This window comes from Microbacterium sp. Soil_N32 (genome assembly GCF_057655505.1).
Genome location: NZ_JBDGME010000019.1, coordinates 269710 through 284131, shown reverse-complemented (window position 1 = coordinate 284131; position 14422 = coordinate 269710). Strand labels below are relative to the sequence as shown.

Genomic DNA, 14422 nt, shown 5'->3' with positions numbered 1-14422 from the left:
GGTTGAATGACCTCACGAACGAAAGGCAGGCGCGCATGAGTGTGATCTCCCGCGGGTTCGGCGCACGTCGCCGGGAGTCCGATGACCGGCTCCCGCCCGGCCAGTACCTGACCCAGGACTTCCCCGTCCTCTCCGCCGGGCCGACTCCGAGGATCCCGACGGACTCGTGGGAATTCGTGATCGTCGCGCGCGACGGGCTGCGATACACGTGGTCGTGGGACGAGCTGCACGCACTCCCGGTCGAGACCGTCACCACCGACATCCACTGCGTCACCCGCTGGTCGAAGCTCGACACGCGATGGCGGGGCGTCGCGGTGTCGCACCTGCTCGAGCAGGTCGACGACGACGCCGCCTACGCCGAGGTGTTCTCCTACGGCGGGTACACCACCAACGTCGCCCGCACCGACCTGGCGGCGGGCCGAGCGTGGATCGCCACCGAGTTCGACGGCGAGCCGCTGGCGCCCGCGCACGGCGGACCCGCCCGGCTGCTGATCCCTCACCTGTACTTCTGGAAGTCGGCGAAGTGGGTGCACGGCCTGAACCTGCGCACGCATGACGCGCCGGGATTCTGGGAGCAGAACGGCTACAACATGCACGGCGATCCGTGGAAAGAGGAGCGGTATTGGTGACCGGCGCCTCATCGTGGCGCCGCGCCGAGGTCGTGGCTGTGCGCCCGGCGGGCAGCCATGGTCGAGTGCTGCAGCTGCGGGTGGACGGCTGGACGGGGAACCTCGCCGGCCAGCACGTCGACGTGCGCCTCACGGCCGAGGACGGGTACCAGGCGGTGCGCTCCTACTCGCTCGCCTCCGCGGTGCCCGGCGCCGTCATCGAGCTGGCCGTCGACGAGGTGGCCAACGGTGAGGTCTCCCCGTACCTCGTGGAAGACGTGCGGCCCGGCGATGAGCTCGAGGTCCGCGGGCCGATCGGGGGTTACTTCGTCTGGACGCCCACGCATCCGGGTCCCGTCCAGCTGATCGCCGGCGGCTCGGGCATCGTGCCCCTCCTCGCGATCGCCCGGGCGCATGCCGAATCGCGCGACGCTCCCGCGATGCGGCTGCTGTATTCGGTGCGGTCCCCCGCCGACGCCTTCTACGCCGACGAACTGCAGGAACTGGTGAACGACACGTTCGCCATCGACTGGGCCTACACCCGGTCGGCTCCTCCGTCGTCGGAGCGTCCCGTCGGGCGCGTCGACGAGGCGACCATCGCCGCGGCGACCCTGCCGCCGTCCGCGCATCCGACCGTCTACGTCTGCGGCCCGACCCCGTTCGTCGAGGCCGTCGCAGACCTCCTCGTGAGCGCCGGGCATCCGCCCGAGCGCGTCCGCACCGAGCGTTTCGGAGGCACCTGATGGATGCTCATCACCCCGGTCGCGTCGAGCGGGTCGACGGCAACGTCGCCGGTGGACGCCTGCTCGCCCTCTTCGGTACCGACATGACGACCGCGCATGCCACCTGCGGGCGGTGCGACCGTGTGGCGGAGCTCGCCGACGCGGTCGCCGAGATCGACGACGCGTGCGTCATCCTGCTCTGTCGCGGATGCGGCCACACGCTGATGACCCACCTCGTCACTGGCGGACGGGCGACGCTCTCGCTGGGCGCGCTCACCCGCCTCGACTGGGCGGTGGATGCCGCGGATGCTCCGGAAGTGGGCCCTGCCGGGATCGAACCGACGACATCCACGGTGTAAACGTGGCGCTCTACCAGCTGAGCTAAAGGCCCTGGTGCCTCCAGTCTATGGGCATGCGGGCCGCGCCCCCCCTGTCTGTGGCGGCACCTAGTCGGACGGTTTACTCAACAGCACCAGGACGAAGCAGACCGCGAGAACGATCAGGGTCCACTTGCCGACCTGCTTCAAGACCGCGGCGATGGCACCTCGGTCGATCATTCGCGGAGGCGAAGCCTCTTCCCAGAACTCGTGGTTTCGGGACTTCAGATACGTGAGGTACACGAGCTCCACGAGCAATGACGGGGCGACCGCCGCAACGACGAAGAACCCGAACGTCCCCGATATCAGCACGAGGTACTCGCCCCTCGTGGCCACATTCACGACCACGAATGCTGCACCGACCACTGCCAGAGCGGCCTTCGGACCCCTTGCGCGCATCGCCTTACCGAGATTGGCGAGCGTCCGTTCAGGCGAATGGCCGTGGCGTAAGCGCCTGCGAAGCAGCCACATGTGCGCGACCAGTGCGCCGAGCACGACCACCGTTCCGCCCGCTCCCAGGGCAGTGAGAAGCGGCACCGAGAACATCGCCCCACCCGCCGGATCCTCCACCGTCGAGGCGATCGACAGCATCATGAGACTCAACGCGTAGACCCAACCCACGGCGGCCAGGCACGCCATCAGTGCGGTGGACAGAACCTGGAATCGGAAGACCCATGATTTGGCGGCGCCGAGGAGGCAGAGGAGCAGGCTGAGTCCGAGGAGGACGAGGTGGCTCCCGAACCACGGCTCGAATATGCGCTCGCCATGAGCCAGGACCATCGAGGCGAGCGGTATGACGTCCACGCCCAGAAGCAGGGCTGTGACGAAGGCCATTCCCGGCAAACCGTCGAGCGAGAATCTTCCGTAAGCGAGCGTCAGGAAGTAGTCGCGGTTCGCGTCGTCGCGCGCGCGGACATCATCATGGTGTTCGTCATTCATCGGGTGCTCCGGATGCTTGTCGCCTCACGTACAGCGTTCTGCTCGGTCCCGACCACTCCCCAGTGGTAGGGCAATACTACTCGGTCGCCCCTCAGAGCCGGCGGGCGGTGGGCAGGCGCCCGGCGATCCTCGGATGCGCGCCCGGATCGTCCAAGAGGGCTAGGCTGAGGTCGGCGCGCGTTGTGCACAGTCGACAAGGCTGCCCGCGTCGCTTCCCGTTTCCTCGGCATGACCTGCCAGCTTGACGAAAGGCTCCCCGTGACCGTCCACGATCAGGATCCGTACTCTCAGGACTCTCTCGACAGCGACCCGGAAGAGACGGGTGAGTGGCAGCAGTCGCTCGACGAGCTCGTCGACGCGAAGGGGCACGGCCGTGGTCGCGAGATCATGCTGAGCCTGCTCAAGCGCTCGAAGGAGCTGCACCTCGGCGTCCCGATGGTCCCCACCACGGACTACATCAACACCATCGCGCCCGAGAACGAGCCCGAGTTCCCGGGCGACGAAGAGGTCGAGCGCCGTTACCGCGCCTGGATCCGCTGGAACGCGGCGATCACGGTGCATCGCGCGCAGCGCCCCGGCATCAGCGTCGGCGGCCACATCTCGACCTACGCCTCGTCGGCCGCCCTGTACGAGGTGGGCTTCAACCACTTCTTCAAGGGTGCGGACAACCCCGGCGGCGCCGACCAGATCTTCATCCAGGGCCACGCCTCCCCCGGCACCTACGCCCGTTCCTTCCTCGAGGGACGCCTGACCGAGCAGCAGCTCGACGGCTTCCGCCAGGAGAAGTCGCACGGCCCCAACGGCCTGCCCTCCTACCCGCACCCGCGCCTCATGCCCGACTACTGGCAGTTCCCGACGGTGTCGATGGGTCTCGGCCCGATCAACGCCATCTACCAGGCGATGTCGAACAAGTACCTCGAGAACCGCGGCATCAAAGACACGTCGCAGTCGCACGTCTGGGCCTTCCTGGGCGACGGCGAGATGGACGAGGTCGAGAGCCGCGGACAGCTGCAGGTCGCGGCGAACGAGGGCCTCGACAACCTCACCTTCGTCGTCAACTGCAACCTGCAGCGCCTCGACGGCCCGGTGCGCGGCAACGGCAAGATCGTGCAGGAGCTCGAGTCGTTCTTCCGCGGCGCCGGCTGGAACGTCATCAAGGTCGTCTGGGGCCGCGAATGGGACGACCTGCTCGCCCGCGACACCGAGGGCGCGCTGCTCAACCTCATGAACGTCACCCCCGACGGCGACTACCAGACCTACAAGGCCGAGTCGGGCGCGTACATCCGCGAGCACTTCTTCGGCCGCGACGAGCGCGCTGCCGCCCTCGTCAAGGACTACTCCGACGACGACATCTGGAACCTCAAGCGCGGCGGTCACGACTACCGCAAGGTGTACGCCGCGTTCAAGGCCGCGACCGAGCACAAGGGCAAGCCCACCGTCATCCTCGCGAAGACCGTCAAGGGCTACGGCCTCGGTCCGCACTTCGAGGGCCGCAACGCGACCCACCAGATGAAGAAGATGACGCTGGACAACCTCAAGACGTTCCGCGACGCCATGCACATCCCGATCACGGATGCGCAGCTCGAGGAGAACCCGTACCTGCCGCCGTACTACAACCCCGGCGCCCAGGACGAGACGATCCAGTACATGCTCGAGCGGCGTCGCGCGCTCGGCGGCTTCCTTCCGGAGCGCCGCTCGACGCACGTCGGTCTCGACCTGCCGGACGACAAGGCGTACGCGCTGCCGAAGAAGGGTTCCGGCACGCAGGAGATCGCCACCACCATGGCGTTCGTGCGTCTGCTGAAGGATCTGCTGCGGTCGAAGGACTTCGGTCACCGCATCGTGCCGATCATCCCCGACGAGGCGCGCACGTTCGGGATGGACGCGTACTTCCCGACGGCGAAGATCTACAACCCGAACGGCCAGCACTACACCTCGGTCGACCGCGAACTGCTCTTGGCCTACAAGGAGAGCCCGCAGGGCCAGATCGTGCACGTCGGCATCAACGAGGCGGGTGCCCTCGCGGCCTTCACCGCGGCCGGCACGTCGTACGCCACGCACGGCGAGCCGCTCATCCCGATCTACCTCTTCTACTCGATGTTCGGTTTCCAGCGCACGGGTGACGCCCAGTGGGCGGCGGGCGACCAGATGGCGCGCGGCTTCATCATCGGCGCCACCGCCGGTCGCACCACCCTCACGGGTGAGGGACTGCAGCACGCCGACGGCCACTCGCACCTGCTCGCCGCGACCAACCCGGCGACGGTGTCGTACGACCCGGCATACGGGTACGAGATCGCGCACATCATGCGTTCGGGCCTGGAGCGCATGTACGGCGGCGAGCACGAGGACCCGAACGTGATGTACTACATCACCGTCTACAACGAGCCCCTCGTGCAGCCCGCCGAGCCGGAGGGTGTCGACGTCGACGGCATCGTGCGCGGCATCCACCGCGTCTCGGTCGGCGAGGGCGACGGCCCCCGCGCCCAGCTGTTCGCCTCGGGCGTCGGACTCCCCTGGGCCCTCGAGGCGCAGGAGCTGCTCAAGAACGACTGGGGCGTGATCGCCGACGTGTGGTCTGTCACCTCGTGGACCGAGCTGCGCCGCGACGGCCTCGCCGCCGACGAGCACAACTTCCTGCACCCCGAGGAAGAGCCCCGCACGGCCTACCTCACGCAGAAGCTGCAGGGCGCCGAGGGTCCGGTCGTCGCCGTCAGCGACTTCATGCACGCGGTGCAGGACCAGATCCGCCCGTGGGTTCCGCAGCGTTTCGCGACGCTCGGCGCCGACGGCTTCGGCTTCTCCGACACCCGTGCCGCGGCGCGACGGTTCTTCAAGATCGACGGCCCGTCGATCGTGGTGCGCACGCTGCAGGCTCTGGCCGAGGATGGCGTCGTCGACCGCTCGCTGGCCGCGCAGGCGATCCAGAAGTACTCGCTGCACGACGTCAACGCCGGCACCAGCGGCAACGCGGGCGGCGAGAGCTGAGCCCTTCCGTGACAGGCCCCACGCCCGTCGGCATGGACAAGGCCGCGACGCTCACCTGGCTGCGCCGGATCTCCGGCGACATCGCCTCGGTGACCATCAAGCGGCTGGAGGACACCCTCCCCTGGTACGCCGACATGCCACCAGCCCGCCGCTCTGCGGTCGGGCTGGTGGCACAGGCGGGCATCACGTCGTTCATCCAGTGGTACGACGACCCCACCTCCACTCCGTGGATCGCGGCCGACATCTTCGCGGCCGCGCCGCGTGAGCTGCTGCGCAGCGTGAGCCTGCAGCAGACGCTGCAGCTCATCCGGGTCACGGTCGAGGTGACCGAGGAGCGCGTGGCGGGGCGCGGCGAGGATCTGCGCGAGGCGATCCTGCTGTACTCGCGCGACGTCGCGTTCGCTGCCGCCGACGTGTACGCACGCGCCGCCGAGGCCCGCGGGCTCTGGGATGCGCGTCTCGAGGCGCTCGTGGTCGACTCGATCCTCACCGGAGAGGCCGACGAGGAGCTCCCGAGCCGGATCGCCGCCCTCGGCTGGCACGGGCACGGCGAGGTCGCGGTGCTCGTCGGAACGACGCCGCCGCAGTTCGACGTCGATCAGGTGCGACGCACGGCGCGCAAGCTGTCGGTCGACGTGCTGATCGGCGTGCAGGGGTCGAGGCTCGTGCTCGTGCTGGGCCGTGCGCGCGACGAGGAGCAGGAGAAGGACACCGACGACGACGAGCTGAGCTTCCTCGAGATCGCGACCCGGCTCGAGCCGTCGTTCGGCCCCGGCTTCGTCGTGCTCGGTCCGCCTGTCGCCGCCCTCGTCGATGCCAGCCAGAGCGCGCGTGCCGCCCTCGCCGGTTTCGCCGTCGCACGCGCCTGGCGCGGCGCTCCTCGCCCCGTCGAGGCAGACGATCTGCTGCCCGAGCGCGCTCTCGCGGGCGACCCCCTGGCGAAGCAGACGCTGATCGAGCGCATCCACCGCCCGCTGCAGGCGCACTCCACCGATCTCGTGACCACGCTGTGGAGCTACCTCGACAACGGCCGGTCGCTGGAGGCGACGGCGCGCGAGCTCTTCGTGCATCCCAACACCGTGCGTTACCGCCTCAAGCGCGTCAGTGAAGTCATCGGGTGGGATGCGACGGGCCCGCGCGAGGCGCTGATCCTGCAGACCGCGCTCATCCTCGGGTCGATCGGCACCGCGGATCCGACCAGACGTCGCCCCGCGTCACGGCGCGCCCCCCGCTGAAACGGGCACCATCGGCTGTACGCCACACACAAGGGTTCGCCGGAATCTTGTGACGGATCATCCACCGTCCGACCGCGATCGTTGGCAGACTGGTCTGGTGATTGTCGTCGTATGCCCTGGTCAGGGCTCGCAGACCCCTGGTTTTCTCGCCCCCTGGCTCGAGCTGGACGGTGTGGCCGAGCGCATCGCCGCGTACTCCGACGCCGCCGGCGTCGACCTGCGTGAGCACGGGACCGTGTCGGATGCCGACACCATCCGCGACACGCGCATCGCTCAGCCGCTCATCGTCGCCGCCTCGCTCGTCGCCGGCTCCGCACTGGTCGCCCGCGCCGGCCGCCGCGCCGACGGCATCGCCGGGCACTCCGTCGGCGAGATCGCGGCGCTGGTGGGCAGCGACGTGATCGACGACGTGACGGGAATGCGGCTCGTGGGCATCCGCGGGCGCGCCATGGCGGACGCCGCCGCGCAGACCCCGACGGGCATGAGCGCCGTTCTCGGCGGAGATGAGAACGCGATCCTCGCGCGCCTCACCGAGCTGGGGCTCTCCCCCGCCAACTACAACGGCGGCGGCCAGCTCGTCGTCGCCGGCGAGCTCGCGGGCCTCGACGCCCTCGCCGCCGAACCGCTCAAGGGAACCCGTGTCATCCCGCTGCAGGTCGCCGGCGCCTTCCACACCGACTTCATGGCCCCGGCTGTCGCCGCCCTCCGCGACGCCGTCGCCGACGTCGCACCGCGCGACCCCGCGCTCACCCTCTGGACGAACCGCGACGGATCGGTCGTGGAGAGCGGTTCTCAGGCCCTCTCGTACCTCGTCGACCAGGTATCCTCCCCCGTGCGCTGGGACCTGTGCATGTCGTCGTTCGCCGATCGGGGCATCACGGGCCTGATCGAACTCGCGCCCGCCGGCGCGCTGACGGGCCTCGCCAAGCGCGGTCTGCGCGGCGTGCCCACCGTCGCCGTCAAGACCCCCGAAGACCTCGACGCGGCCGTCGCGCTGCTGAACGGAGAAGCCGCATGAGCGCCACCCTGTCGCAGGCGTCCGGCCCCGCCTACACCCGCATCTACTCCTACGGTGCGGCGCGCGGTGAGAACGCCGTGCCGAACGACGACCTCGTCGGCCCCATCGACTCGAGCGACGAGTGGATCCGCCAGCGCACCGGCATCATCACTCGCGTGCGCGCCGACAAGGAGACCGACGCCATCGACCTCGCCGCCGAGGCGGGCGCAGAGGCGATCGAGAAGGCCGGCATCCCCGCCGATCAGATCGACCTGGTCATCGTGGCGACCATCAGCAACCCCAAGCAGAGCCCGTCGGTCTCGGCCATCGTCGCCGACCGCGTCGGCGCCAACCCCGCCGCCGCCTATGACGTGAACGCCGCCTGCGCCGGGTACGCGTACGCCGTCACCCAGGCCGACGCGCTCATCCGCGCCGGTGCTGCGCGCTACGCCCTCGTGATCGGCAGCGAGAAGCTCTCCGACATCGTCGACCCGACCGACCGCAGCATCTCGTTCCTGCTGGGCGACGGTGCGGGTGCCGCGGTGATCGGCCCGAGCGAGACCCCGGGGATCGCACCCGCTGTCTGGGGTTCGGACGGATCGAAGGCGGATGCCGTCGGCATGAACAGCACTCTCACGCAGTTCCGTGACGGCGAGACGCCGTGGCCGACGCTGCGCCAGGAGGGGCAGACCGTGTTCCGCTGGGCCGTCTGGGAGATGGCGAAGGTCGCGCGGCAGGCACTGGAGCGCGCCGGCGTGGAGGCGAACGACATCGCCGCCTTCATTCCGCACCAGGCCAACATGCGCATCATCGACGAATTCGCGAAGCAGCTCGGACTGCCCGAGACCACCGTGATCGCGCGCGACATCGAGACCACCGGCAACACCTCCGCCGCGTCGATCCCGCTCGCCAGCCACCGCCTCATGGCCGAGCACCCCGAGCTGTCGGGCGGTCTCGCCCTGCAGATCGGCTTCGGTGCCGGGCTCGTGTTCGCGGCTCAGGTGGTCGTGCTCCCCTGAGCGGGCACGGACGTTCCCTAGACTGTTCCACGGTTCCGAAAACAACCCGCAAGAAAGAGGAAGACCACATGGCTTTCACCAAGGATGAGGTCCTCGCCGGCCTCGCAGAGCTCATCACCGACGAGACGGGCATCAACGCCTCCGAGGTCGCGCTCGAGAAGTCGTTCACCGACGACCTCGACATCGACTCGATCTCGATGATGACGATCGTCGTCAACGCCGAGGAGAAGTTCGGCGTCACGATCCCCGACGACGAGGTGAAGAACCTGAAGACCGTCGGCGACGCCGTCGACTTCATCGTCGCAGGCCAGGAGTAAGACGCGCAGGATGCCACCCCCGTTCGCCGGGGCGTGGCATCCTCCGTCCTGCCCTCCCCATCCCGCATCCCGCATCCCGCTCGACAAGGAACCACACCCATGACCCAGCGCATCGTCGTCACCGGCATCGGCGCCACGTCCGCCATCGGCGGGACTGCTCCTGACAACTGGACCAACCTGCTCGCCGGCATGTCCGGCACCCGCACCCTCGAGCACGACTGGGTGCAGGAGTACGACCTCCCCGTCACCTTCGCGGCCGAGGCCATGGTCCGCCCCGAAGAGGTGCTGCCGCGCCACGAGGCCAAGCGTCTCGACCCGTCGTCCCAGTTCGCGCTGATCGCCGCGCGCGAGGCGTGGGAGGATGCGGGTTCGCCCGAGGTCGCCCCCGAACGCCTCGGCGTCGACTTCGCCACCGGTATCGGCGGCCTCTGGACCCTGCTCGACGCCTGGGACACCCTGCGCGAGAAGGGACCCCGCCGCGTCATGCCGCTGACCGTTCCCATGCTGATGCCGAACGCGGCCGCCGGGAACCTCTCGCTGCAGTTCGGCGCCCGCGCGTACGCGCAGACCGTCGTCAGCGCGTGCGCCTCGAGCACCGAGTCGATCATCCACGCCTTCCACCACCTGCGGGAGGGCCTCGCCGACGTCGTCATCGCCGGCGGCACCGAGTCGGCCATCCACCCGATCACCATGGCGGCGTTCGCCTCGGCCCAGGCCCTGTCCCGTCGCAACGACGACCCGGCGCACGCGTCGCGCCCCGGCGCGATCGACCGTGACGGCTTCGTCATGGGCGAGGGCGCCGCCGCGCTCATCCTCGAGACCGAGGAGCACGCCAAGGCACGTGGCGCGAAGATCTACGGCTACGTGCTGGGCGGCGGCGTCACCGCCGACGCGTACCACATCACCGGCAACGACCCCGAGGGCAACGGCGCCGCGCGCGCCGTGACCCAGGCGCTGACCGAGGCGGGCATCACCGCCGACCAGGTCACCCACATCAACGCCCACGCCACCTCGACCCCCGTGGGAGACCCGAACGAGTACGTGGCACTGAAGAAGGTGTTCGGCGAGCGTCTCGACGAGATCCCCGTGTCGGCCACGAAGGCGTCGACCGGTCACCTCCTCGGCGGCACCGGCGCACTGGAGGCGATCTTCGCCCTCCTCGCCCTGCGCGATCGTGTCGCTCCCCCGACCATCAACATGACCGAGCAGGATTCCGCGGTGCCCTTCCGTCTCTCGACCGAGCCCACCCCGCTCGGCGACGGCCCGCAGATCGCCATCAGCAACTCCTTCGGATTCGGCGGCCACAACGCGGTCGCGGTGTTCGCGAGCGCCTGACGTCGACAGCACGAGAACGGCCCCCGGAGCATTCCGGGGGCCGTTCTCGTCGGCGGCGGATCAGCGCGTCACCGCGACCTCCGCCGCGAGCTTCGCGGAGCGCGCGGTACGCAGACGCGTGATCCACGGCAGGAAGATCCCGATGAGCGGCCCGACGCCGAAGGCGAAGAGCACCGTGCCGACGCCGACCGGCCCGCCGAGCAGGAATCCGATGAGCAGCACGCCGCCCTCGAGCACCGTGCGCGCGATCCATACCGGCCAGCCGGTGACCCGCACCAGTCCCGTCATCAGACCGTCGCGGGGCCCCGGGCCGAAATCGGCCGCGATGTACAGGCCCGTGGCGAAGGCGAGCAAGACCATGCCGAAGACGAACATCGGTGCTCCGACCCACACCGACGGCGGCTCCGGGATGATCAGGAGCGCCAGGTCCGCCGTGAGACCGACCAGCAGAGCGTTGAGCAGGGTGCCGAGGCCCGCGCGCTGCCGCAGCGGGATCCACAGCAGCAGCACGGCGATCGAGACCAGCACCGTGACGGTTCCGTAGCCGAGGCCGGAGGTGCCGGCGACGCCGAGCGCGAGCACGTCCCACGGCGAGACGCCGATTCCGCCGCGCACCATGAAGCCGAGTGCGACGCCGTACAGGCCGAGGCCCACGAGCAGCTGCAGCAGGCGTTCCACGAAGTCGCGCCGGCTGACAGCCGTCACGGGGAGCAGGATCGAGCGGAGGTGCATCCCTCCATCGTGGACCCGGCGGGTGGCGACCGGGCGGTGCCACTCCTCGCAAACTGGCTTCGCTATCACAGTCCACTTTGCGGCATTCTGGATTCATGACCTCCCGTCTCGTCGCCCAGCTCGGTGCGGAGAACGTCGCCGGAGTGTCGGCCTCGGCCCTGTCCGGTCACATCCGCGCCCTGATTCTCGACGGCCGTCTGACCGTCGGAGAGCGCCTGCCGAGCGAACGCGCGCTCGCCCTCGAGCTCGGGCGATCGCGTTCGACGATCACACGGGCGTACGGCCTGCTCGAGCGCGACGGCTTCGTGTCGCGCCTGCACGGCGGCAGCACCCGGATCACCCTCCCGCACACCACCCTCGGGCCGGCCGTCCGCGACGATGCGAATGCGATCGATCTCTCGATCGCCTCCATGGACTCCACCCCTGGCCTGTACGACGCCACCGTGCGCTCGCTCCCCCGCCTCGCCGCTCTCCGCGGCACGAGCGGCTACTCCCTGCAGGGAATGCCGGAGCTGCGCGACGCGGTCGCGGCTCGATTCACCCGCCGGGGCGTTGTGACCTCGGCCGACCAGATCATGATCACCTCGGGTGCCCTGAACGCCTTCAACCTCGTGCTCTCGACGATCGGGCGTCGCGGTGAACGGGCGCTGGTCGAGCAGCCGACCTTCCCGCACGCCCTCGAAGCCCTGCAGCGGCACGGGTACCGCCTGCTGCCCACCCCGGTCGACGTCGACGGCTGGGATCGCCATCACCTGTCCGCATCGCTGCTCGAGGCGCGTCCGCACCTCGCCTACCTCATCCCCGACTTCCACAACCCGACCGGTGCATCCCTCCCCGACGATCAGCGGGCGCGCATCGCCGCCACGGCACGCAGTGCGGGCACGCACCTCGTCGTCGACGAGACCACCGCCGAACTCGACATCGACCGCGAGGGCTCCTACACGCCGGTCGCCGCCTTCGACCCGCGGGTGATCACGGTGGGCTCGATGTCGAAGATCGCGTGGGGCGGGATGCGGATCGGCTGGATCCGCGCCGAGCGCGACCTCATCGACCGTCTGCTCGCCGTGCGGCCGTCCTTCGAACTCGGCACCGCCCTGCTCGAGCAGTGCATCGCGGTCGAGCTTCTCGACGACATGCCCGCACTGCTCTCGCATGTGCGCGAACGCCTGCGCGCGGGTCGAGACGCCGTGCAGCGCGGCCTTGCGCAACTCGACGGCGTGCACATGCCGACCACGCCGGGCGGCCTCTCGGCCTGGGTCGATCTCGGCGCCCCCGTGTCGACCCGCCTCTCGCTCGCCGCTCGCGAGCAGCATCTCATCCTCCCGCCCGGCCCGCGCTTCACGACCGGCGGTGTGTTGGAGCGGCGGCTGCGCATCCCGATCACGCTCCCACCCGACCGCACGGCGGAGGCGCTGGAGCGCATGCGCCGGGCGTGGGTCGCCGTGCAGGGCGGACTCCCCACCCGCTTCCGCGAGCTCGCGCACGCCGCGGTGATCTGACGGACTGCGGCGGGCCGCTCGGCGGACCCCGGCGGGCGGTTCAGCCGACCTTGTGGAGCCAGACGACGCGCGCGTCGTCGCTGGCGTGGCGGAAGGGTTCGAGCTCGTCGTCCCACGCGGTACCCAGCGCGACGTCCAGCTCGCGCTGCAGCTCTGCGACGTTGCCCGCCGCGATCTCCATGGCGTATCGGATGCGATCCTCGCCGATGACGATATTGCCCGCCGCGTCGGTCTGCGCGTAGTGGATGCCGAGGTCCGGCGTGTGCAACCATCGGCCGCCGTCGCTCCGGGGCGTCGGGTCTTCGGTCACCTCGAACCGCAGATGCTCCCACCCGCGGATCGCCGTCGCGAGAGCAGCGCCCGTACCGGCCGGACCGTCCCAGTAGAACTCGGCACGGCGGGCGCCGTCGAGCACCGGCTGGTCGGTCCACTCGAAGTTCACCGCACGACCGATAGCGCGTCCCACCGCCCATTCGAGGTGCGGGCAGAGCGCGCGAGGGGCGGAGTGGATGAACACCACTCCGCGTGCGTAAGGCGTCGCCATGATCTCTCCGTTTCATCAGGTGCGTCTTCCCCTACGACCTGAACCGACGAAAAGCGGCGGCTGATATGCGGTTGTGCCCTCATTCTCCCTGACGACACGTGGAATCACAAGCATGTGATTCCACGACGATGGCCCCGGTCCGAGAGGGACCGGGGCCGTCGTCGTGAGCATCAGCTCCGGCGTGCCGTCACGCCTCGCTCATCGCCTGCTTCACCTGCTGGCCCTTGGCCGCGTAGTAGGCGGCACGGGCGGCGTCCTTGCGGGCCTGCTCGGCGTACCCGTGCTCCAGCACGTCCTGCGGGACCTCGACGTTCGGGACGTCGTCGGTGCCGTGGTACTTCTCGATGTAGGCGTCGAGCTCGGGGCCCGAGGTCCACGAGGTGATGAGGCAGTAGCGCGGCTCGGTGCCGTTGTGCGTGGCGGCGTGCCACAGGCGCTGCGTGTCGACGATCAGCTGCGCGCCGGCCGGCAGAGCGATGCGGTACTCGATGCTCGGGTCGGTACGGTTCTCGCGCAGGACGAAGTAGCTGTCCTTGTCGTCGGTGAGGTTGAAGAAGCCGCGGACGACCCATCCGGTCCCGTCGGGGTTCAGCCGGTTGTTGTCATCCTGGTGGAGGTTGTACAGGCAGTCGCCGTACGGGGTCGGCTGCAGTTCGATGACGCGGCAGCGGCCGACGTTGGCGCCGGGCTCCTGCGCGCGGCGCGTGAGGTTGGGCGCCTTGGCGGTCTGGGATTCGATCCAGACGCCGTCCTTGTCGGTGCGCGGCGGCTTGTGGTTCCAGAAGCCGTTGCACTCGATGTCGCCGAAAGCGCTGGCGAGCGGCGCGAAGCGCGTGTCACCCGACGACTTCCAGTCGTTGTACTCGATGTCGAGCCATTCCTTCGGGTCGAGCTCCTGGTTGTAGCTGTCGAGGACGACGAAGCCCTTTTCCTCCAGCGCCTTGGACTTGATGTATCCCATGATCGAGTCATGTTCCTTTCATCGGGGGCCAGCACGTTTTAACAGGCCCTGATAAGGCAAGCCTAACAGCGCCCCCGTCACGCGCCCCGGAGGCCGCCGTGAATAACCGAATAGACTCGACAGGGTGCCGGGCCGGGTCCCGGGCGGCACGC

Annotated in this window: 14 protein-coding genes and 1 tRNA gene; 10 read left to right on the top strand and 5 right to left on the bottom strand. The window is 69.4% G+C overall.

Annotation, left to right across the window (positions count from 1 at the left end):
- Positions 1-35 precede the first annotated feature (35 nt).
- Genes AC3A3J_RS09440 through AC3A3J_RS09430 form a run of 3 tightly spaced genes read left to right on the top strand, consistent with a single transcriptional unit; the run spans position 36 to position 1689 of the window.
- Positions 36-629: a molybdopterin-dependent oxidoreductase gene (locus AC3A3J_RS09440; protein ID WP_487672031.1), complete on the top strand. Its 594-nt coding sequence runs from the start codon at positions 36-38 to the stop codon at positions 627-629.
- Complete coding sequence (locus AC3A3J_RS09435; protein ID WP_487672030.1) at positions 626-1351, top strand: FAD-binding oxidoreductase; 726 nt, start codon at positions 626-628, stop codon at positions 1349-1351. The genes AC3A3J_RS09440 and AC3A3J_RS09435 overlap by 4 nt, the downstream gene beginning before the upstream one ends.
- Positions 1351-1689, top strand: coding sequence for a DUF6510 family protein (locus AC3A3J_RS09430; RefSeq protein WP_487673092.1), 339 nt, complete (start codon positions 1351-1353; stop codon positions 1687-1689). Before AC3A3J_RS09435 ends, AC3A3J_RS09430 begins: the two co-directional genes overlap by 1 nt.
- Here the strand turns inward: AC3A3J_RS09430 and AC3A3J_RS09425 are convergent.
- Together AC3A3J_RS09425 and AC3A3J_RS09420 are read right to left on the bottom strand one after the other, a co-directional pair.
- Positions 1649-1721 (bottom strand) — tRNA-Val (locus tag AC3A3J_RS09425). The genes AC3A3J_RS09430 and AC3A3J_RS09425 overlap by 41 nt on opposite strands.
- Before the next feature lie 55 nt (positions 1722-1776).
- A complete protein-coding gene (locus AC3A3J_RS09420) occupies positions 1777-2646 on the bottom strand; it encodes a hypothetical protein (protein ID WP_487672029.1) in 870 nt (289 codons plus the stop codon).
- 258 nt (positions 2647-2904) lie between these two features.
- Here AC3A3J_RS09420 and aceE point away from each other — a divergent pair, with 258 nt between their 5' ends.
- The 6 genes from aceE (at position 2905) to AC3A3J_RS09390 (ending at position 10534) form a co-directional block, all read left to right on the top strand.
- Positions 2905-5631 (top strand): pyruvate dehydrogenase (acetyl-transferring), homodimeric type, encoded by a 2727-nt coding sequence (gene aceE, locus AC3A3J_RS09415; RefSeq protein ID WP_487672028.1) that lies wholly within the window; start codon positions 2905-2907, stop codon positions 5629-5631.
- Positions 5632-5663: 32 nt separating this feature from the next.
- On the top strand, positions 5664-6866 hold the full coding sequence (locus AC3A3J_RS09410; RefSeq protein ID WP_487673091.1) for a PucR family transcriptional regulator: 1203 nt from the start codon (positions 5664-5666) through the stop codon (positions 6864-6866).
- 97 nt (positions 6867-6963) lie between these two features.
- Entirely contained in the window at positions 6964-7884 is a 921-nt protein-coding gene (locus tag AC3A3J_RS09405; RefSeq protein ID WP_487672027.1) for an ACP S-malonyltransferase, read from the top strand.
- A complete protein-coding gene (locus tag AC3A3J_RS09400; RefSeq protein WP_487672026.1) occupies positions 7881-8882 on the top strand; it encodes a beta-ketoacyl-ACP synthase III in 1002 nt (333 codons plus the stop codon). Before AC3A3J_RS09405 ends, AC3A3J_RS09400 begins: the two co-directional genes overlap by 4 nt.
- 68 nt (positions 8883-8950) lie before the next feature.
- The gene (locus AC3A3J_RS09395; RefSeq protein ID WP_314647770.1) at positions 8951-9199 is read left to right on the top strand and encodes an acyl carrier protein; all 249 of its coding nucleotides are present in this window, start codon (positions 8951-8953) and stop codon (positions 9197-9199) included.
- Between the two features lie 99 nt (positions 9200-9298).
- Positions 9299-10534 carry a beta-ketoacyl-[acyl-carrier-protein] synthase family protein gene (locus AC3A3J_RS09390; RefSeq protein WP_487672025.1) on the top strand — a complete coding sequence of 412 codons (1236 nt, stop codon included), beginning with the start codon at positions 9299-9301 and terminating at the stop codon, positions 10532-10534.
- A 60-nt stretch (positions 10535-10594) separates the two neighbouring features.
- Here AC3A3J_RS09390 and yczE read toward each other — a convergent pair whose 3' ends face one another.
- Positions 10595-11266, bottom strand: a complete 672-nt coding sequence (gene yczE / locus AC3A3J_RS09385; protein WP_487672024.1) for a membrane protein YczE — start codon at positions 11264-11266, stop codon at positions 10595-10597.
- Positions 11267-11361: 95 nt separating this feature from the next.
- Between yczE and yczR the strand changes: the two genes are divergently transcribed.
- Positions 11362-12765, top strand: coding sequence for a MocR-like transcription factor YczR (gene yczR / locus AC3A3J_RS09380; protein ID WP_487672023.1), 1404 nt, complete (start codon positions 11362-11364; stop codon positions 12763-12765).
- A 40-nt stretch (positions 12766-12805) separates the two neighbouring features.
- Here yczR and AC3A3J_RS09375 read toward each other — a convergent pair whose 3' ends face one another.
- Together AC3A3J_RS09375 and AC3A3J_RS09370 are read right to left on the bottom strand one after the other, a co-directional pair.
- Positions 12806-13309, bottom strand: coding sequence for a DUF3145 domain-containing protein (locus tag AC3A3J_RS09375; RefSeq protein ID WP_487672022.1), 504 nt, complete (start codon positions 13307-13309; stop codon positions 12806-12808).
- A 187-nt stretch (positions 13310-13496) separates the two neighbouring features.
- Entirely contained in the window at positions 13497-14270 is a 774-nt protein-coding gene (locus tag AC3A3J_RS09370) for a hypothetical protein (RefSeq protein WP_487672021.1), read from the bottom strand.
- Between the last annotated feature and the right edge of the window lie 152 nt (positions 14271-14422).